The 19,910-nt window shown below is 58.3% G+C and carries 19 protein-coding genes; 9 read left to right on the top strand and 10 right to left on the bottom strand.

The features are described from left to right. Window positions 1–59: 59 nt before the first annotated feature. On the top strand, window positions 60–926 hold the full coding sequence (locus CR159_RS10950; RefSeq protein ID WP_102073994.1) for an MBL fold metallo-hydrolase: 867 nt from the start codon (window positions 60–62) through the stop codon (window positions 924–926). Between the two features lie 14 nt (window positions 927–940). On the opposite strand, the gene CR159_RS21675 is transcribed toward CR159_RS10950, so the two are convergent. Together CR159_RS21675 and CR159_RS10945 are read right to left on the bottom strand one after the other, a co-directional pair. Next, complete coding sequence (locus CR159_RS21675) at window positions 941–1,111, bottom strand: hypothetical protein (RefSeq protein ID WP_199173291.1); 171 nt, start codon at window positions 1,109–1,111, stop codon at window positions 941–943. Window positions 1,112–1,243: 132 nt separating this feature from the next. Continuing rightward, entirely contained in the window at window positions 1,244–2,410 is a 1,167-nt protein-coding gene (locus tag CR159_RS10945; protein ID WP_102074096.1) for an IS4 family transposase, read from the bottom strand. Between the two features lie 305 nt (window positions 2,411–2,715). Here CR159_RS10945 and CR159_RS10940 point away from each other — a divergent pair, with 305 nt between their 5' ends. The 4 genes from CR159_RS10940 (at window position 2,716) to CR159_RS10925 (ending at window position 7,315) form a co-directional block, all read left to right on the top strand. Then, a complete protein-coding gene (locus CR159_RS10940) occupies window positions 2,716–3,678 on the top strand; it encodes a Bug family tripartite tricarboxylate transporter substrate binding protein (RefSeq protein WP_233208265.1) in 963 nt (320 codons plus the stop codon). Between the two features lie 93 nt (window positions 3,679–3,771). Continuing rightward, window positions 3,772–4,977 carry a CaiB/BaiF CoA transferase family protein gene (locus CR159_RS10935; RefSeq protein WP_102073992.1) on the top strand — a complete coding sequence of 402 codons (1,206 nt, stop codon included), beginning with the start codon at window positions 3,772–3,774 and terminating at the stop codon, window positions 4,975–4,977. Between the two features lie 5 nt (window positions 4,978–4,982). Beyond that, on the top strand, window positions 4,983–6,146 hold the full coding sequence (locus CR159_RS10930) for an alpha-hydroxy acid oxidase (protein WP_102073991.1): 1,164 nt from the start codon (window positions 4,983–4,985) through the stop codon (window positions 6,144–6,146). Then, window positions 6,146–7,315, top strand: a complete 1,170-nt coding sequence (locus tag CR159_RS10925; protein ID WP_199173299.1) for a fumarylacetoacetate hydrolase family protein — start codon at window positions 6,146–6,148, stop codon at window positions 7,313–7,315. The genes CR159_RS10930 and CR159_RS10925 overlap by 1 nt, the downstream gene beginning before the upstream one ends. Window positions 7,316–7,324: 9 nt before the next feature. Here the strand turns inward: CR159_RS10925 and CR159_RS10920 are convergent, their stop codons facing one another. Further along, a complete protein-coding gene (locus CR159_RS10920) occupies window positions 7,325–8,233 on the bottom strand; it encodes a transcriptional regulator GcvA (protein WP_102073989.1) in 909 nt (302 codons plus the stop codon). A gap of 155 nt (window positions 8,234–8,388) precedes the next feature. On the opposite strand from CR159_RS10920, the gene CR159_RS10915 reads away from it, so the two are divergent. Then, entirely contained in the window at window positions 8,389–9,168 is a 780-nt protein-coding gene (locus tag CR159_RS10915) for an enoyl-CoA hydratase-related protein (RefSeq protein ID WP_102073988.1), read from the top strand. Window positions 9,169–9,202: 34 nt separating this feature from the next. On the opposite strand, the gene CR159_RS10910 is transcribed toward CR159_RS10915, so the two are convergent. The 3 genes from CR159_RS10910 to CR159_RS10900 form a co-directional block, all read right to left on the bottom strand. Continuing rightward, the gene (locus tag CR159_RS10910) at window positions 9,203–9,904 is read right to left on the bottom strand and encodes a tellurite resistance TerB family protein (RefSeq protein ID WP_102073987.1); all 702 of its coding nucleotides are present in this window, start codon (window positions 9,902–9,904) and stop codon (window positions 9,203–9,205) included. Between the two features lie 78 nt (window positions 9,905–9,982). Then, the gene (locus CR159_RS10905) at window positions 9,983–10,900 is read right to left on the bottom strand and encodes a dihydrodipicolinate synthase family protein (RefSeq protein WP_102073986.1); all 918 of its coding nucleotides are present in this window, start codon (window positions 10,898–10,900) and stop codon (window positions 9,983–9,985) included. Between the two features lies 1 nt (window position 10,901). Continuing rightward, the gene (locus CR159_RS10900; protein WP_102073985.1) at window positions 10,902–12,668 is read right to left on the bottom strand and encodes a thiamine pyrophosphate-binding protein; all 1,767 of its coding nucleotides are present in this window, start codon (window positions 12,666–12,668) and stop codon (window positions 10,902–10,904) included. A 223-nt stretch (window positions 12,669–12,891) separates the two neighbouring features. On the opposite strand from CR159_RS10900, the gene CR159_RS10895 reads away from it, so the two are divergent. Further along, a complete protein-coding gene (locus CR159_RS10895) occupies window positions 12,892–13,875 on the top strand; it encodes a Bug family tripartite tricarboxylate transporter substrate binding protein (RefSeq protein WP_199173298.1) in 984 nt (327 codons plus the stop codon). On the opposite strand, the gene CR159_RS10890 is transcribed toward CR159_RS10895, so the two are convergent. Beyond that, window positions 13,868–14,815, bottom strand: a complete 948-nt coding sequence (locus tag CR159_RS10890; protein ID WP_102073983.1) for a LysR family transcriptional regulator — start codon at window positions 14,813–14,815, stop codon at window positions 13,868–13,870. The genes CR159_RS10895 and CR159_RS10890 overlap by 8 nt on opposite strands. 4 nt (window positions 14,816–14,819) lie before the next feature. After that, window positions 14,820–15,743: a LysR family transcriptional regulator gene (locus CR159_RS10885; protein ID WP_102073982.1), complete on the bottom strand. Its 924-nt coding sequence runs from the start codon at window positions 15,741–15,743 to the stop codon at window positions 14,820–14,822. 119 nt (window positions 15,744–15,862) lie between these two features. Here CR159_RS10885 and CR159_RS10880 point away from each other — a divergent pair, with 119 nt between their 5' ends. Together CR159_RS10880 and garD are read left to right on the top strand one after the other, a co-directional pair. Beyond that, on the top strand, window positions 15,863–17,059 hold the full coding sequence (locus tag CR159_RS10880) for an alpha-hydroxy acid oxidase (protein WP_102073981.1): 1,197 nt from the start codon (window positions 15,863–15,865) through the stop codon (window positions 17,057–17,059). A 16-nt stretch (window positions 17,060–17,075) separates the two neighbouring features. Further along, window positions 17,076–18,641, top strand: coding sequence for a galactarate dehydratase (gene garD, locus CR159_RS10875; protein ID WP_439650527.1), 1,566 nt, complete (start codon window positions 17,076–17,078; stop codon window positions 18,639–18,641). Between the two features lie 23 nt (window positions 18,642–18,664). Here garD and CR159_RS10870 read toward each other — a convergent pair whose 3' ends face one another. Together CR159_RS10870 and CR159_RS10865 are read right to left on the bottom strand one after the other, a co-directional pair. After that, window positions 18,665–18,982, bottom strand: a complete 318-nt coding sequence (locus CR159_RS10870) for a DUF1634 domain-containing protein (protein WP_102073979.1) — start codon at window positions 18,980–18,982, stop codon at window positions 18,665–18,667. Then, on the bottom strand, window positions 18,979–19,839 hold the full coding sequence (locus CR159_RS10865; protein ID WP_102073978.1) for a sulfite exporter TauE/SafE family protein: 861 nt from the start codon (window positions 19,837–19,839) through the stop codon (window positions 18,979–18,981). Before CR159_RS10865 ends, CR159_RS10870 begins: the two co-directional genes overlap by 4 nt. Window positions 19,840–19,910: the final 71 nt, after the last annotated feature.

Here is a 19,910-nt window from a genome sequence, read left to right as displayed (position 1 = left end):
TGACGGGGTGCCGTCTACCGATGTCACGATAAGGCGGGCTTCACGCCACCGGGGGCGACATGCGTATTCATCACCTGAACTGTATTTCAACCTGCCCCATGGGCGGCAAGCTCATGGACGGCGTGACCGATTCTGTCGTCCGGCGTGGGCACCTCACCTGCCATTGTCTTTTGATTGAAACGGGCACCGAACTGATATTGGTCGATACAGGCCTTGGACGGCGCGATGTTGCCGATCCGAAGCGCAGGCTCAGTCGCTTCTTCCTCTCCATGCTGAAGCCGGACTTCCGGGACGAGATGACTGCGTTTCGACAAATACAGGCTTTAGGTTTCGACCCGCGCGATGTCCGGCATATTATTCTCACCCATCTCGATTTTGACCATGCCGGAGGCCTGGACGACTTTCCGCAAGCGACGGTTCATATGCTCGCCGCCGAGAGAGACTACGCTTTCCTGCAGAAAACTTGGCTGGACCGGCAACGGTTCCGTCCGCAGCAGTGGTCGACCAAAGAGCAGTGGAAGGTCTATCCCGCCGGCGAAGGCGAAGACTGGTTCGGCCTGGAGCGGGTTCGTGCCCTTGACGGATTGCCCCCGGACATTGCGCTTGTACCGTTGGTGGGCCACACCTTCGGCCATTCGGGCGTGGCCGTGCAGCGTGGCGATAAATGGTTGCTGCAGGCCGGCGACGCCTACTTTTACCATCGGGAAATGGATGCCGTTCATCCGAGATGCACGCCCGGACTGGTGTTCTACCAATGGATGATGGAAAAAGATAGCGCCGCCAGGCACAACAACCAGGCACGTCTGCGCGCGCTGAAACGCAGCTTCCCCGATGAGGTCGAGCTGTTTTGTGGCCACGATCTTGTTGAGTTCGAGCGCCTCGCGGGACGCAGCGCTCGGGTACCGGCCGACATGCTTGCCGTTTGAGCATGTGAGTGGTATCAGGCCCCGCCTACGCCCTTTATCACCTTGCCTGTACCGCCACAGTTTTTACATGACACACCGTTCAAGTCACCTGTTCCATTGCAATCGGGGCAGGGCACTTCGCCCGTCCCGGCGGTGCCCGGCGCCGCATCGTCGCCGGGATTTACATCGTCTTTCTGGTTCGTCATTTCAGTAGTCCTTCAAGGTTCACGCGCTTAACGGCCGACCACCGACGTGGCGGCAGCTATCGTGGGCAGCAAGGTCCATTCCTAACCGCAAAAATAAAAAATCATTGATGAACAGTAGTGTCCCAACGTTTTTCAGAGTAGGGCGAGCTGTTTAGGCTCGAACTCTGGGTCGTCGTCGGGTTCGTGTTTTTCAAGTAGTTGATTTATGGGCATTGTTTCAAACATGGTTAGGCTTAGAATTTGTAGGATTTCATGAAGACTATGGGGCAGATGCAGGCGCTTCTTGGCAATGGCGATCAGCACGTAAGTGCAGACCGCGATCCAGATTTGCGTCTTGACCGCATTCTCGCTGGTACCCAGAAAGGTTTTGATTCGCAGGTGTTGCTTGATCCATTTGAAGAACAACTCGACCTGCCAGCGTTGTCGGTACAGGTCTGCAATCAAGCTGGGTTCCAGCGCGAAGTTGTTGGTCAAGAACGTGATGCGCTTTCCACTCTCGTCTTTGACCACGACGCGACGCAGCGGCGCGGGATAGTCCTTGCTGGAGTAGAAGACGGTCAGCACGCCGATTTGATCGCACACGACATTGGTATTGATTCGGTCGACAGGGCGGGAGTACCGGCGCTTGAATTGGGTGTTGGACTTGGCCCGGGTCACGAAGAAGGCGCTGGCCTGATGGATCAGGAACAGCCGCCCAAAATCGAGATAACCTCGGTCCAGCAGATAGTAGGCATCAGGCTCGATCTGCAAGTAATCCAAGGTGTTGACCTCGTGGGTCTTGCCGTCGCTGATGTGGATGAACGTCGGAATCGAACCGCGCAAATCCAGCAAGGTGTGCAGCTTGATGGCAGCCTTGTGTTGACGAAACGGTGCCCACGGATACACCGACAGGCACAGGTCGATGGTGGTTGCATCGAAAGCATAGACCGTCGCCGCCAGATCGACAGCCAGCGGCTCTTGCGCATACAGAGTACGCGCCATCGCAATCAAATGCTGCGCAAAGTCGGCATAAATTTGCCAAGGACGCGTGGCATTGGCGTTGGCCAAGGTGTTGCGCGAGACAGTCTTGCAGCGCAGGCCCATGTGATACAGCCGCTTGGTCTGCGCACGCAGGTTCAGTTCGATATCGCGCAGCGACTCCCGATACGTCAACTGGGCAAAGGCCATCGTCAAGAACTGATCCATGCAGGAAAAATCCTTGACCTTGTGATTGCCCCGATAGCGAGCAACGCAACGACGAAATGTGCTCAGCGGCAGAAACGCCATCAGCTGAGAAAAGACAAGCTTGCCCTGGTTCATGGCGGTCCTTTGCGTACAGATATGCAAGACCATAAGTCATCGCCTCGATGTTCAAATCGAGACCAGACTTAAATGCCAGAAAACCAAGGTAAATCATTAACTTATTAAGTCCTAATGTGAAAACGTTGGGACACTACTGATTGATGAAATTTTCTTGAGGTTAGGCCTAATAAATATACGTTGGAGACTCTCGAACTCCGCTTGTACACTGGCCTTCGCCGGTTGTCGCATCAGTCGCGCAACCAAATTTTGAATCGACATAATATATACATATAGTTGACCTGCCCGACCAAGGAGACGAACCAGTGAATAGACGAAATTTCTTGACGATGGCGGCATCGCTCGCCTTTGCCCCTCAGATCCTGGCCCAAGCCTTACCGAACAAACCTATCTCTATGGTGGTGGGTTTTTCGGCCGGCGGCGGCACCGACGCCGTGGCCCGACTGCTGGCCCAGAAGATGGGGCCTTTGCTTGACCGCAATGTCGTGGTCCAGAACAAGCCTGGGGCGGCGGGTGTAATTGCAGCTGAACATACCGCGCGTCAAATCAACGATGGTTCGAACCTGCTGATGGCGAATTTCAGCAGCCATTCGATCGCTCCATCGTTGACGCCAAGTCCACGTTATGACGTGCAGAAAGACTTCACACCTATCGTTTTGGTCGGCATTACACCCTTGCTGTTGGTTGGAAACAAGGATCAGCCGGTGAAAACGGTGGCCGAGCTGGTGCAGTTGTGCAAGCAGGATCCCGGCAAGATCACATTCGGTTCGGCTGGCAATGGTTCTGCGCAGCACATGGCGCTGGAGCTGTTCAAGCTTATGGCCGGCGTCGACGTATTGCACGTGCCATACAAAGGCTCCGGACCGATGATGACTGATTTATTAGGCGGTCAGATCAACTTCAGCTTTGACACCATGCCGTCTGCCGGCCCGCATGTGGCTAGCGGCAACCTTGTCGCACTGGCTCAATCGCATATCAAGCGGGTGGAGTCCTTTGCTGATGTGCCGACCATGGATGAGCAGGGGTTCACAGGATTTGACGCCAGCACCTGGTATGGCCTTGTCGGCCCGGCAGGCCTTTCGCCTCAGATCGTCGACGAGGTCAATGCGACGGTCAACAAGGTTATTGCCATGCCCGATGTGGCGGCACAGTTGTTGCGACAAGGTGCCGTCGAGGGCGGCGGTACGCCAACGCGTTTTGCCGATTTCATTATGGCGGAGGGCGAGAAATGGGCCAAGGTCATCAAGCAGGCCAACGTCCAGACTTAGCCTTTGTGGGCGCCGCTGACCCGGTGCCCGCGTACGCGGCCTGTACCAATCGGGTGTCCGCCCATCGAGCATCAACGAGAAACATCACTCTTTATGAAACTTCCTCTTTCCGGACTGAAAGTCCTTGACGTCAGCCAAGTGATGGCGGGTCCTTACTGCTGCATGTTGCTTGGCGACATGGGCGCCGATGTGATCAAGGTGGAGCCTCCCGGCGTCGGCGACCAGACCCGTCGAGCCATGGGCTTCAGATTGAAGGGCGCCGATAGTGGCGGGTTTCTTGCGCTCAATCGCAATAAGCGCAGTATTGAGATCAACCTAAAGAATGAAGCGGGTCGTGCCGCCTTCTACAAGTTGGTGGAAAGCGCGGATATCGTGGTCGAGAACAATCGGCCCGGGGTCGCTAAGCGTTTGGGCATCGACTACGACACCTTGAAAGAAATCAATCCCCGACTGGTGTACGCCAGCATTTCGGGATTTGGACAGACAGGCCCGTGGGCGCACCGCCCCGGATTCGACCTGATTGCACAAGCCATGTCCGGCGTAATGAGCGTGATGGGTCACCCTAATGCTTCGCCGGTGAAGTCGAGTATTCCGGTCGCCGACCTGGGATCGGGCCTGTTTGCGGCTTATGGGGTGTTGAGTGCCATCATAGGGCGGCAGGAGTCGGGCCGGGGACAGTATGTCGATGCCTCGCTTTTCGAAAGCGCTTTGGGATTATCGATATGGGAAACCGCTGAATATTGGGGCACCGGTCGTTTACCTGTGCCTATCGGCAGCGCCAATCGCATGAGTGCTCCTTATCAGACGGTGCGTGCTTCGGACCGCTATTTCGTCATGGGTGCGGCGAACCAGAAATTGTGGCTCGGCCTCTGTGAAGTTATTGGACGCCTCGATCTCGTCGAGAATCCTCTCTATCTGGATAATGTGGAACGCCTGAAGAATCGTGAGCAGCTGATCGGCGAACTGGAAGCAAGCTTTGCAACCGCTACCGCCGAAGAGTGGGTGGAGCGTCTGCTCGACAAGGGCGTGCCGGCAGCCCCCATCTATAATTATGATGAAGCCCTTGCCAGCGAACAATCTCAAGCCAGGAGCATGGTGCTCAATATCGAGCACCCGGTCGAAGGTATGGTTAAATCGCTCGGGTTTCCTGTGAAATTGAGCGAAACGCCGCAACAGGTCAGGTATCCCGCTCCGCTGCTTGGCCAACATACACAAGATGTGCTCAATGAACTTGGATTGTCGGCCGACGAGATCCACGCCCTTTCCCAAAAAGGCGCATTCTCTGTCTCTGCGGGTTAGCGTCCATGGACATCGTTACCAACGTCGAGGACCTCAGGAAACTGTCTCGCAAAAAGCTGCCGAAATCGCTGTTCGATTATATGGATGGTGGCTCCTACAATGAAAAGACGCTGACTGAGAACTCCAGCGACTTTGGCGAGTTGTATTTCAAGCAACGTGTCATGGTCAACGTGTCGCAGAAGAACCTCGGCAGATCGTTGATGGGCCGTGATTATGCGCTGCCATTTGGTATCGCGCCCACCGGACTTGCGGGCCTCTACTATCCGGACGGGGAAATTGTCGCCCTGAAGGCGGCGGCGGACTGGAATATCCCGTATACCCTCAGTACCGTCTCGATCTGTTCGATGGAACAACTTGCCGAAAGCAATCCGTACCCCTATTGGTTTCAGTTGTACATAATGAAAGATCGGGGGTTTACCGAAATGTTGGTGCAACGCGCCCAGGCGGCCAAATGTTCAGCGCTGGTTCTGACCGTCGACCTGCCCACTTCGGGGCAAAGGCACAAGGACCTGAAGAATGGCCTTAGCGTGCCCCTGCGCATGACGGCCGCCAATGTGCTGAACACACTGGGCAAGCCAGGGTGGCTTTTTCAGATGTCCAGGACCCGTAATCGCAGCTTCGGTAACCTGAAGGAAATTCTGTCCCAACCTAACGGAAATATGACCGGTCTCGCTGAGTGGTGCGCATCGCAATACGATGATTCAATTGACTGGCGCGATGTCGAATGGATACGGCGGCTATGGAAAGGCAAGTTGATCATCAAGGGTGTCCTTACGCCTGAAGATGCTCGGAAGGCGATCGACAGCGGCTGCGATGCCATCGTGGTATCCAATCATGGCGGTCGGCAGCTGGATGGGGTAAGGTCTACCATTTCCAGCCTCAACCGTATCGCGCGGGCTGTGGACAAACAGGTCGAAGTGATCCTGGATGGCGGCATACGTTCCGGCCAGGATGTGATCAAGTCTTTGGCTATGGGTGCGGATTTCTGCCTGGTCGGACGCCCTTATCTTTACGGCCTGGCCTGCGGAGGGCGTGCTGGTTTGGACAAGTTGTTCACGATACTGAAGAACGAAATGGAAACATCCATGACATTGATGGGACTCAAGGACGTCAATGACATCGACATGCAGTGCCTTGATAATCCTTTGAGATTTGCCGAGAACCCATGATGACATCGTCGGATATTGAACAATTTTTGCCTCAAGACCTTTCTCGTGCGACATTGCTCGGACGTATTGCCGATCCACAACACGACGGCGCTCCTTGCGTCGTAGTCGTGCGCGACGGCAAAGTCATCGATATCACACATGTGGCGTCCACGGTTAGCGGTTTGCTTGAGCACGATGACCTGGTGGGGTTTCTGCGTTTGCAAACCGGGCGGCGGGAATGGCAACTGGAGCAGGTGGTGGAAGACACACTGGCTCAGCGAAAAGATGCTGTTCGCTTCATCGCCCCCTGCGACCTCCAGGTCATCAAGGCCTGCGGGGTTACTTTCGTAGGCAGCATGCTGGAGCGGGTGATCGAGGAAAAGGCATCGGGGGATCCGCTCAAGGCAGACCAGATTCGTTCCAGTATCAGCGATATTGTTGGAACGGCTATTCAGAAAGTCCGGCCAGGCTCGCCGGAAGCGGCCAGGGTCAAGGAATTCCTCCAGTCCAATGGCTTATGGTCGCAATATCTGGAAGTTGGCATAGGCCCTGACGCCGAAGTATTTACCAAAGCACCTGTGCTTTCATCCGCAGGATCGGGCGAAGAAATAGGTATCCTGCGCAAGTCGGAATGGAACAATCCTGAACCCGAACTGGTGCTTGCCGTCGATTCGCAAGGCCGGGTCAAAGGCGTCACGCTGGGCAATGACGTGAATTTGCGGGATATCGAAGGCCGCAGCGCGTTATTGCTTGGGAAAGCAAAGGACAATAACGGATCTTGCGCCATGGGACCTTTTATCCGTGTACTGGATGATGACTTCACAATCGACGATGCCCGTACCGTGGAGATTTCCTTGTCCATACGTGGTGAAGACGGTTATGTGCTCGAGGGCTACAGTTCACTGAGCGAGATAAGCCGCGACCTCCTAGACCTGGTACGCCAGACCATAGGACTCCATCACCAATATCCGGATGGCGTAATGCTGTTCACCGGAACATTGTTTGCCCCTACAGACGATCGTGGCGCCAAGGGACAGGGTTTTACGCACAAGCTGGGAGACCGCGTTTCAATCTCCACACCGGCGCTGGGTGCCCTGGTAAACACAGTACGTCATTCCGAGGCGCTGCCTCCCTGGACTTTCGGCATCCGCCAGTTAATGCACAGCCTGCAGCAGCGAGGCCTTCTTTAAAATAGGCTGCTAATCAGCCGCGCCGCCCTGGGACTGTACCCACTCCACGAATGTCGTGATGAGTGGGTCTTCCGCTCTCGAGTCGGGATAGACAATGTAGTACGAATATTCCACAGGCAACGAGAGGTCGGACAGCCGGACTAGCCGTCCTGATGCCAGGTCCTTATCCACCCATGGCTTTTTGGCCAAGGCGACGCCCAGGCCGTCCAGGGCGGCATCAATGACCAAATGGCTGGGCCAGAATGATGGTCCGCGCGTGGCGTCGACCTCGGAGCACCCAACGAAGTCGAACCACGTGCTCCAGCCGGGGTTGCTGCCGTCGCTATAGACGCTGTCGTCATGGAGCAATGTGTAATGCTTCAAGTCCGCCGGCCTCGTGACGGGTGGGCCGGCTTTGAGCAGGTGTGGGCTGCAGACGGGAAAGACTTCCACAGGCAGGCACCGCTTCGATTGCATGCCGGGATAGCTGCCGCGCCCATAGCACATCACCAGATCGAAGTTTTCGCGTGAAAAATCCACCATATGGTTCGAGGTCGACACCTTGACGTCGATATCGGGATGCAGCTTGAAGAACTGGTCAAGCCTTGGGATGAGCCACTTCACGGCGAAGGTGGGCGGCACATTCATTCTTAGAATGGGGCGTTGGTCACGCTTGTGCAGGCGGTAGGTCGCCTCGGCCACTTGCTTGAAAGCTTGCTGGATCGCCGGCAAATAGTTCGTGCCCGTTTCCGTAAGCGTGAGGCTGTTGCCTTGTCGCGTGAACAGGCGTACCCCCAGACTGTCTTCCAGGGTCTTGATTTGATGGCTCACTGCCGCCGCGGTAACGAATAGTTCGTCGGCAGCCCGCGAAAAACTGAGGTGGCGCGCAGCAACTTCGAAGGTTCTTAATGGATTCAGTGGGGGCATGCGAGTTGACATTGGCGCTCCGTAGCCACGCGCAACGCACGGCAAATTACATGAATAAATCTTGGCTTCAGCGTAAAAAATACTAGTTTGAATTATGGATGCGAGCTCATTAGCATTGTACCAACCACTTGCCCGATTACGGCGGGCTGACTTATAGGAATATATCTGTGAATGACTCCATACTCGTTGAACGGTCTGACAATGTAGCGACCGTTATCCTGAGCAATCCGGCGAAACTCAACGCCTTGACGCTGAACATGTGGCAGTCGTTGGGGGATGCTTTCATCAGTTTGTCCGACGAACCGGATGTTCGTTGCGTCGTGTTGCGCGGCCAGGGCGACCAGGCTTTTGCCGCTGGTGCGGACGTGGAAGAATTCACTCGTGTTCGCGCCGGCACAGAACAAGCCCGTCACTATGCAGACACCGCACATCGCGCGATGAGGTCCATCGCCGAGTGCCGCCATCCTACCATTGCGGCAATCAAAGGCGCATGCGTGGGAGGTGGGCTTGAAATCGCGTCGAACTGCGACTTGCGACTCAGCGCGCGATCAAGCCGTTTCGGTGTGCCCGTCAAGCGCTTGGGGCTGGTCATGTCCTATTCCGATCTGCATGGCCTGTTGACGCTGGCAGGCCGCGCCGGCGCGCTTGAAATTCTGTTGGAAGGAAGGATTTTCGACGCCGAGGAAGCCCTGCAAAAAGGGCTCCTGACACGGGTAATCGACGATGTGGAGTTCGAGACCGACGTCGCTCGTGCCGTTGAGCGGGTTGTCAGTGGCGCGCCGCTCGTGGCGCGTTGGCACAAGAAATTCATCAACCGGCTGACTCCGAAGCCGGAACTCACAGAGCAGGAGCTCGCCGAATGCTATGCCTGCTTTGATACTGAAGACTACAAGATCGGCTACCAGGCCTTCCTGGACAAGACCCGGGCCGAATTTATCGGGCAGTAGCGCAGGCGGCGACTGCTGTCTGATTATTGCCCGCTCATGCCTTCAGCTTTGAGTCCAGTTCGGCCTTCAGGCCTGGTTCCAGATTAAGGTTGCGGGCAAGCTCGTCAAGGTAGGCACGTTCCATGAAGCTCTCTTCGTCGATCATGAGCGCACTGGCGAGATACAGCTCGGCGCCCAGTTCGGGAGTGGTAGCAAGGCGTGCTATTTCTGCGGGATTGGCCGGCTTTGCCAGCTCAGCATCGATCCACACCACGTCCGTCGCGTCGGACGTGAGCTTGCCCACTTCGGCGTCGATAAGCTGTTTTTCGTCGGCGCCAATGTGCCCGTCGGCCTTGGCCGCGGCAATCATGGCCGAAAGGAGGGCCCTGTTGTGCTGTTCATTTGCCGGGCTGGGCAGGGCCGGTACGGCTTGATGGGTGCTGGCGATAAATGGACGCTGCTGTTCGTTGCCCGGGACCGGGGTAGCTGCCTTTTTTTCCTGCCAGTCCTGGTAGGCTTTCAGGGCTACGGCTCCCAATGCAGCGGCTCCGCCGTAAGCGCCTATCTTTCCGCCCATCTTGCGGAACTTCTTGTTTCCCAGCAATAAACCCAAGGCGCCTCCGGCCAAGGCGCCGCCGCCAAATCCGCCCATGGTCGAACCAAGGCCCTGGCCGGAAGTGTTCAGCTTGGAACCCGCGTCTTGAGCCAGGCTTTGGCCGGATTGAAGTAGTTGTTGTAAGAGCCGTTGCATTGACATCGCGCTGTCTTCCTTTGATCCAGTAAAAGTCATAAGACAAGAGCCGGCCATTTAAGTTGCATGCGGGACGCTTGTACCTTAAGCGGTGGTATGGATCCCCCAGCCTTCCATCAAGGCTTTCAAACGTGATTGCTGATCCGAGCTCAGTGGCCATGCCGCGGGAGGGCGTGTAGGGCCGCAGTCATTGCCAATCAGTTGCAGGGCCGTTTTCACCCCGGTAACATTGGTGCCGTTCAGTTCTTCCGCCCGTATCGTTTCGAACTCTTCGATTTGACGGATCAGCTGCATGGCTTTGGCGTAGTCGCTTGCGCGCAGCGCCTGCAGAATGGCGACGGATTGTTCCGGCCAGATATTGATCAATCCCGACGTAAATCCCTGTGCGCCGACCGCGCACAGGGCAGGAGCCCAGGTCTCGGCCAAGCCGCCGACCCATACCACGTCCGGATCGGCTCCCTGTATGGCTTGAGCCAGTTTCATCGGACTGGGCGCCGCCCATTTCACGCCGGCAACAGCGGGAATGCGGGTGAGGCGCAGGATGGCATCGGTGCCGATTGCATCGTTGCGCAAGTAGAGCATGACGGGCAGGCCATCGGCAGCGTCGGCGACGCGCTGGACATAGTCGATGAGGCCGCGAGGAGAGACAAACGGGTCGGGTGGCTGGTGCACCATAATGCCATCGGCGCCGGCCATTTTCGACGCGCGAGCCAGGGCGCAGGCTTCGTGCACGCTGCGTCCGACACCATTGATGACCGGCGCACGGCCATTGGCCATCTCGACGGTGGCGCGCATCATCGATTCCGCTTCGGCGGCTTGCAGCGCATAGAACTCGCTGGTGTTGCCATTGATGACGAGGATGTCGACCCCTGCCGTTATCGCCCGATCCATGATGGGTTGGAGTTTCGCCGGCGCGATCTGGTCATCGGCGTCGAACGGAGTAACCAGGATCCCCGATATGCCGGTAAGTGCCCGGCGCAGCGTTGGTGAAATGTTGCTCATGTCAGTCTCCCAGGCGCATGGCCGGCGTGATTTGGCGTGGATCGGTGCGAAGTTCCAATAATGCCAGGCCGCCGGCATCCTGGGCTCGCTGGAAGGCGGCGGCGAAGTCTTCCGTGCGGCAGACTTGCTCTGCATAGGCGCCGAATGACCTGGCAAGCGCGGCATAGTCCGGACCTTGAAGGCGGGTGCCGCTGACGCGGCCCGGGTGATGGCGTTCCTGATGCATGCGTATCGTGCCGTACATGCCGTTATTGACGACCAGTACGATCAGCGAGGCGCCGTACTCCGCCGCCGTCGCCAACTCTTGAGGATACATCAGGAAGCAGCCATCGCCGGCGACGCATACGACGCTTTGTCCCTTGTTGCGCAAAGCGGCTGCCACGGCAGCGGGCAGGCCGTAGCCCATGGCGCCGCAGGTGGGCGCCAGTTCCGTGCGTCCGCCGCGATACTCATAGTAGCGGTGCAGCCAGACTGAATAGTTGCCGGCACCATTGGTCAGCACGGCATCGTCCGGCAAAGTCCGGGACAGATGCTTGATGACCGCGGTCAGGTCCACGCCATTATGTTCGGCGGACGGGACGGGGACAGCGCTGAACGCTTCTTGGTCGGCCCGTGCAGACCGCGTCCAGGAGGACCGGGTCTCGATAGACCGGGTCTCGCCAGACCGGGTCTCGCCAGACCGGGTCTCGCCAGACCGGGTCTCGCCAGACCGGGTCGCTTTGACCTCCGCAAGGGACGCAAGCGCGGCGACGGCAGTATCAGCAGTGGCCTGCACGGCGATATCGGCCTGATAGACGCGGCCCAGTTCGAGCGCGTCGGCGTGAATGTGAATGAGTTTCTGCGGTAGTTGTGGCGGCACCAGCAGGCTGTAGCCATCGGTCATGATGTCGCCAAGGCGGGTGCCAATGGCCAGGATCAGGTCGGCGTTCTTGATCCGCCGTGCGAGTTTTGGGTTCATGCCCAGGCTGAGGTGTCCGCAATAGTGGGGGTCGCGGTTATCCAGCAAGTCTTGGCGCCGGAATGCGCAGGCGACGGGCAAGTCCCATCGTTCGGCGAATTGGGCCAGATCGTGGCGCGCCTGTGCGCTCCAGTTGGGGCCGCCGACGAACACCAGCGGCCGCTCCGACTGCGCAAGCGCGGCAGTAATCAGATGCACCGTGTCCGTCGGGAGGGCGGGCGTCTGCAAGGGCGTTGCGACGCAGTCAGGCGTACAGCAAGCCTCGACCAGCATGTCTTCCGGCAGCGAGATAACGACGGGACCGGGACGGCCGGACACGGCCGTATGAAACGCGCGCGCAAGAATCTCGGGTATGCGGTCCGCGTCATTGATTTCCACGACCCATTTGGCCAAAGAGCCGAACATGGCCTGGTAGTTCACCTCCTGGAATGCTTCGCGACCCACGTGGTCCCGAGCGATCTGGCCCACAAAAAGAATCATGGGCGTCGAATCCTGCTGTGCAATATGCACACCGATACTGGCATGTGTGGCGCCGGGCCCGCGGGTAACCATGCATATGCCCGGACGCCCCGTCAGCTTGCCGTCGGCTTCGGCCATGTTGGCGGCCGCACCCTCGTGCTTGGCAACGATGAGTTCGATTTCAGGCGTATCGTAAAGCGCATCCAGCACCTCCAGATAGCTTTCGCCCGGAACGCAGAACACCCGATCCGTGCCGTGTGCCCGCAGGGCGTCCACGATGGCCCGGCCACCTGTGCGCACGCCGGGCTTGACGCCGGTAGCGCGTTGCGTCGATGCGATTGCATCCTTCATTGCATTCTCCTTGAAAACCTCGATCAGCCGAGGTGTCTGGCGATGCAGTGTATAGAGGGTTCGCTATCTCAGGGTATTGCAGGAAGTTCATTTCTGAAATGACAAAAACACACGACAGGAAGCTTGCGCCAACCGGTAGAATGCTTTCACTACACCCGTCAGATGCCATGAAGCTGCGCTGCGATGGGATCAAATCAATAACCGGAGACCCAACTACATGACAATGTCCAGGAAATCACTATTGCGCACATTAACGGCCGGCTTTGCGCTGAGTATGGCAAGCCTGGCGCCGGCTTTCGCCGCCGACGAATGGCCCAGCAAACCCATCACTTATGTCGTGCCGTTTGCACCCGGTGGAGCAACCGACATCCTGGGACGAACGTACAGCCAGGCAATGAGTGAGGCCTTGGGCGTACCAGTGGTGGTCGAGAACAAGCCGGGCACCGGCGGCAGCCTGGGATCGGCCTATGCCTCCCGCGCGAAACCGGACGGGTATACCGTGGTCGGCGGAACGATCAGCTCGCACTCCATCAACGTCAGCATCTATCCTTCCATCGGCTATGACCCCATCAAGTCGTTCGAGCCCATCATCCTGACAGGCACGCTTCCCAACGTACTCGTCGTGCGGGCCGATAGCGACATCAAGTCGGTCGACGACCTGATCGCGAAGGCCAAGCAAAAAGCGGATGGGGTCACGTATGGATCTTCGGGCGTGGGATCGTCCCAGCATTTGGCCGGCGCGCTCTTTGCCGGCACGATAGGCGCGCAAATGCTGCATGTGCCCTACAAGGGCAGCAGCCCGTCATTGCAAGCGCTGGTCGCCGGCGACATTGACCTGCTGTTCGACAACATAACGTCTGCCGTTCCATTGATCGAAGGCGGCCAATTGCGGGCGCTAGCGGTTACATCGTCCACGGCTGCCGAGGCGTTGCCAGGCGTCAAGCCCTTGAAAGAGCTGGGACTCAAGGACTACGAGGTCGTGTCGTGGCAGGCTGTTTTCGCACCAGCTGGAACGCCCAAGCCTATCGTCGACAAACTGCATAAGACCATGCATGCTGCCCTGCAAAAGCCTGACGTCCAGGAACGCTTGAAGAATCTGGGCCTGACCATATCCGGTGCGGGCCCCGAGGAACTCGGTGCGTTCCAGAAGGCCGAGGTCGCCAAATGGGAAAAGGTTATCCGCAAGGCAAATATCAAGGTCAACTAGACGGCGCCGATGCCGCATGCGGAATCACGCCGGGCCAGTTGCCCTGCGTGACCTGCTCGATCAGTACTTGGCGTATGGACTGCAAGATGTCCCATTGGCCGATAACCGGCGGCCTATTGCGAGCCGTAGCGATAGCAATTTCACGGGTAACGATCGGGTCCACCAAACGCGCGGTTTGCAGGCGTCCTTGTTCCACTTCGTCCGAGACTGTTGCCAGCGGAAGCAGCGTGCAACCTATCCCGGCCTGTACCAGGTTCTTGGTGATGGCATTGGAACCGTCGCACTCGACTTCGATCTGAAGCTGCGTATTACTGCCTGCGGCAAGGCTTTCGGCCAGTTCGCGCAAGCCGTGCGGCGTGCTCGGCAGGATAAGCGGCCTGCGAAGGGCGTCGGCGACCGATATTGTCGGGTCCAATGGGCCATGGTTGGGCGGCGCTACGAAATACAGCGGCTCTTGCAGCAGCACATCCATTTCAATCACCCCGGTCTGGTTCGGCACGTACAACAAGGCAACGTCGATTTTTCCTTCGATCAACCAGTTGATCAGTTGGTGGCCCAAGGCTTCTACCATGTGCAATCGCGTGTCGGGAAAGCGGGCCCGCATTGTGCGCGCAACGGCCGCGAAGCTGCGTTGCGCCACAGTGGGCTGCGCGGCGATGACCAGTCGCGAAGGACCCTCGTCGGAAAGCGTCACCGCGAGCTTGCGCGCTTGGTCCAGTGCAACGGCCACCGCCTGTGCCCTCGTCAATAACAAAGCGCCCGCGTCGGTAAGCACGACACCGCGGCCACTGCGGTGAAACAGCCGCACCTTCAGGTCGGCTTCCAGCTTGGCGATATGTCGCGTCATGCTGGACGGGTCGATGCCCAATTCGATGGCCGTGCGTGAAATACTGCCTGATTCGGCTATTTTCACAAAGTATTCAAGTGCTATGGGATTCACGGTGCTAATTTTCCTTATGGGGCTTGCTGGTCAGGAAACTGACCGGCAGTCCGAAATCGACGACCTCTTCAAGCAGGGACTGGATACTGCGCATTATCGGGCGCGTATCGTCGCGGCGCATTTGCAATGAGTAATGCAGGGGTTTGAGCGTTGGCCACTTGGTCAGCGGTTTCAGCAGCCTGCGCTCCAATAGCGGATCAGCCCAGGCCTGGGGCAGGAAGCCGACGCCCACTGCCTCGATAAGCAAGGCCGAGACGGCGCTCCAGGTATTACAGCTCAGGCTGCGTCCCGGTACGACCCCGGTGCGCGACAGCCATTCTTCAACCATGCGGTGGGTGCCGGCGCCGGACGGCATGGTGATTAGCGGAATGTCCTGCAGCAGCTTCGTGGGGCGCGCTTCCTGGGCTTGTGCCAGTCCTGGCGCGGCCACCCAGACAAAGTTTGCTTTGCCGAGAGGTCGCGATGTGATGCTGCGCCGGGAAGAGATGCCGGCCGCGAGAGTGAAGTCCAGTTCGCCATTTTCCAGTGCCTGTTCCATGATCCTGCCGATCTCGACATTAGGTTCAAGTTGCAGGCCGGGGTAGCGTTCGACCGCCAAGCGGATGAAACGGGGCAGCCAGGTTTGCGACGCGAGCTCGCCCACGCCAAAGCGTACATGGCCTTGCAGCCCGGCATCGTCCAGGACGCTCAGGCGCAGGGCTTCGGACTGGTCCAGCAAAGCGCTGACGCGTGGCAGGATTGCATGGCCTGTCGCCGTCAATGTGGCACGATAGGTGTCTCGATCGAACAGCGGCTCGCCCAGCGAAGCTTCGAGTTCGGAAATGCGCTTGGAAAGGGTGGACACCGACAAGTGCAGCCGTTCCGCCGCGACAGCGAAGCTGGCGCACGTCGCGGCCCAGAAAAATGCTTCCAGTTGCTTGAGGGTCATGGCCTGCCGTCAGAATTTATATTGAATTTATTCGAATAAACTAATAGGATTATTATCGCTATATATCCACAAGATTATTCCATACCATACAGGCTTGTCCATCAGTCGAATGAAACCGTATGCTCAAGCGCATCTATTCCCTCAATGATTTCGAACGTCCAGCCCGCAGGAAACTGCCACGCCAGTTGTTCAGTTATATCTTCAACGGCGCTGACGACGAAGTTTCGATGGCACAGAATCGTGCGGCGTTCAACGAGTATGTGCTGATGCCCCGAATGTTGGCGGGGGTTTCGCAGCGCGCCCAGAAAATAGAACTGTTCGGGCAAACGTTTGACTCGCCTTTCGGTATTTCTCCCGTAGGCCTCAGCGCGATGTGGGCGTATCGCGGCGACGTGCTGTTGGCCGATGCGGCGGCGCGGGCCAACATACCGGCAATCATGAGCGGCGCCTCGCTGATCCCGATGGAAGAAGTCGCCCGCGCAGCGCCCCAGACATGGTTCCAGGCCTATATGCCGGGCGACGCGGCACGGGTCGATGCCCTATTGGCTCGAATCAGTACGGCCGGCTTCAAGACGTTGGTGCTTACCGTCGATCTTCCCGTCATGGTGAACCCTGAAAATTATCAACGCAATGGCTTCAGTTCGCCGCTACGCCCCGGCATGCGCCTGGCGTGGGATGGAATCAGCCATCCGCGCTGGCTGCTGGGCACGTTTGGGCGAACCCTGTTGCGTCACGGCATGCCGCACTTCGAGAATTGGCGCGCCGAACGGGGAGCCCCCATCTTATCGTCCAAGGTGGAGCGTGACTTCCAGGCCCGCGATCATTTCGACTGGAGCCACCTGCGCCAGATACGCGAGACATGGAAGGGGAACCTGGTTGTCAAGGGCCTCGTGCGATGGCAAGATGCCTTGTTGGCCCGTGATGCTGGCGTTGACGGAATCATTGTTTCCAACCATGGCGGACGCCAGGTCGACGGTTCTGTTTCGCCGCTCCTGGTTTTGCCCGAGATCGTCAAGGCGGTGCCTGATGTCGTCGTCATGATGGATAGCGGAATCCGGCGCGGCAGCGATGTGCTCAAGGCGTTGTCGCTGGGCGCCAAATGTGTGTTTGCCGGTCGCCCGTTCAATTACGCGGCCACCGTCGGCGGCCCTGCCGGCGTTGACCATGCCATACAGATACTGCGAACGGAGATTCATCGCAACATGGCGTTGCTGGGAATAAACCGGCTTGATGAACTGGACCGTACGCTGGTGCGCCACGTGTCCAGCTTGCGCCCTGAATACCAGTCGGACGTACCGGCTGCCAACTTTATTTGAATTGATCCAGGAAAAAATGATGCCACTAGAAACGCCACATAGTATCCGGATGCACGATAGCGACAACGTCGCAATTGTCGCCAATAACGGCGGTCTGCCAGCGGGCACGGCACTGGCAGACGGAACCGTGCTGCTTGAGGGCGTGCCGCAAGGGCACAAGGTGGCGCTGGCCGATATACCTGCGGGTGGCCCGGTGTATCGCTATAACGTGATCATTGGCCACGCCAGCCAGGACTTGGCTCGTGGCAGTTGGGTCAACGAGCACCGCCTGGACATGCCGCAGGCACCTGGGCTCGATAATCTGCCGGTTGCCACGCAAGGGCTGACCCAGCCGGCGCTCGAGGGGTACAGCTTCGAAGGCTTTCGCAATGCCGATGGCAGCGTCGGAACTCGCAATATCCTGGCGATCAGCACTTCGGTGCAATGCGTTTCGGGCGTCGTGGATCATGCCGTACGCAAGATACGTGAAGAGCTGTTGCCCAAGTACCCCAATGTCGATAATGTCATTGCGCTTGAGCATGTCTATGGCTGCGGCGTTGCGATCAACGCTCCCGACGCCGTGATTCCCATTCGCACCTTGCGCAACATTGCGCGCAATCCGAATTTTGGCGGCCAGGCCATGGTCGTGAGCCTGGGTTGCGAGAAGCTGCAACCCGATCTGCTGTTCCCGAAAAATACGATTCCCATCCGCGACAGCAGGCAGCACGTCGACCTTCAGGATGTGGATGTGGTTTGCCTGCAAGATGACGAGCACGTGGGCTTCCAGAGCATGATCGATTCCATCGTCAGCGTTGCGGACAAGAAACTGCAGATACTGAACAGGCGGCAGCGCGAGACCTGTCCCGCATCGGCGCTGACGGTCGGCGTCCAGTGCGGTGGAAGTGACGCTTTCTCCGGCGTGTCGGCCAACCCGCTGGTGGGGTTCGCCACCGACCTTCTGGTACGCGCCGGCGCCAAGGTGATGTTCTCGGAGGTGACCGAAGTTCGCGACGGGATAGCCCAGCTTACCGCAAGGGCGGCCAATCAGGAGGTCGCCAACGCCCTGGTACGCGAAATGGACTGGTACGACCGCTATCTGGGGCGCGGAAGCGCCGATCGCAGCGCCAATACCTCGCCGGGCAACAAGAAAGGCGGCTTATCGAATATTGTCGAAAAGGCCATGGGTTCGATCATCAAGTCCGGGTCGTCGCCCATCGTCGGGGTCGTGTCGCCTGGCAATCTTTGCGAGCAGCCTGGCCTCAACTTTGCCGCCACGCCGGCCAGTGATTTCGTATGCGGCACCTTGCAATTGGCCGCGGGAATGAATCTGCATTTGTTCACGACGGGGCGCGGAACGCCTTATGGCCTGAAGGAAGTGCCGGTCATCAAGCTTGCAACGCGCAGTGATTTGGCGCGACGCTGGCACGATCTGATGGACGTCAATGCCGGACGCATCGTGGACGGCGAAGCCACCATCGAAGAAATGGGGTGGGAACTGTTCCACCTGATGCTTGATATAGCAAGCGGACGCAAGCAAAGCAAGGCCGAGGCCCTGGGCCTGCACAATTCCCTGGCACTGTTCAATCCGGCTCCGGTGACCTGAACGGCCGCCGCACGTTGTTCGAGTTATAGCCCGATCGCGAAGCCGATGCCAATTATCACCAGAACGAGTGCGGATATTGCCGTGTAGGCATAGTCGCGCTCGTGCAGGAAGATCGCCAGCATCAGCACGACGCGTGCGATCGGCAGCAGTATGAAGAGCGCTATACCCGCCGCGGCCACTTGCGATCCCGCCAGGTTGGGAAACAGCGCGACGTCGATACGATGGAGAAAATCCAGGATCAGCCCCGCGGCGATGATGGACGAGGCCAGCCAGGTCCCGTTCCATAATAGGCGTGCAATAAGCCGCTCGCGGCGTTCGAGGGTTTCCGTAGGCTGAGTCATGCTTGTCCTGCCGGGCTATGGAGACCGAAAGCGCTCATCAGCATCTGTACCGCGAGGAGTGCAAGCACGATCACGAAAAAGATGCGCAGCTTTTCGCTGGAGAATCCGAACAGGAGACGGGTGCCTGCCAGCGCTCCTACTACGGAGCCGAGGGCAACGGGGCCGGCCACCGTTATGTCGATATCGCCGTGCACGAAGTAAGCGCCGGCACTTGCCGCGGCCGTTACCCCAATCATGAAGTTGGACGTGGCGGAGGCGACTTTGATGGGAAGCCGCATAGCGGTGTCCATCGCAGGGATCTTAAGTACGCCGCTGCCTATTCCGAGCAGGGCGGAGATCAGGCCCGCCCCATACATCAGCGATAAGCCCAGCGGCACATGACCTACCTGATACGCCACGTTCCTACGCTGTGCGTGGTCCCGATAGCTTGAATGCAGGCGCAACATGCTGGCCCAGCTTCGAGCGTCGGGCGAGGTCGCTTTGACCACTTCACCGCGCCGGGCAAGCATCTGCTGTGCGGAAAGCGCGAGAATAGCGGCAAACAGGCCATAGAGGTATTCGACGGGGATGGCCCCGATCAGGAGCACACCGGTAAGCGCGCCCAGCGTGGTCGCCGTCTCCAGGACGATGGCGAGCCGTATGTTGGTCAAGCCGCCTTTCAGGAACGGACCTGCGCTTCCACAGGAGCAGGCGATCACCGAAATCAGGCTTGCGCCGATGGCGATACGGATGTCCAAACCGAAAAGCAGGGTGAGGATCGGAACGATGAAGATCCCGCTGGCCATGCCCAGGACCCCGCCCAAGGCACTGGCACCAAATGCGGCGACGAATAGCCAGAGATTGCTGTTTACTTCCATTTATTATCACAATGATGCAGGCGCGTTGTCGCTCGCAATCCTCATAGTAACCTTGGTGTCACCTTCAAGGC

Source organism: Pollutimonas subterranea (genome assembly GCF_002849655.1).
Classification (GTDB): domain Bacteria; phylum Pseudomonadota; class Gammaproteobacteria; order Burkholderiales; family Burkholderiaceae_B; genus Pollutimonas; species Pollutimonas subterranea.
The sequence above is the reverse complement of the archived record's forward strand: the minus strand, read 5'-3'. Positions and strand labels throughout refer to the sequence as shown.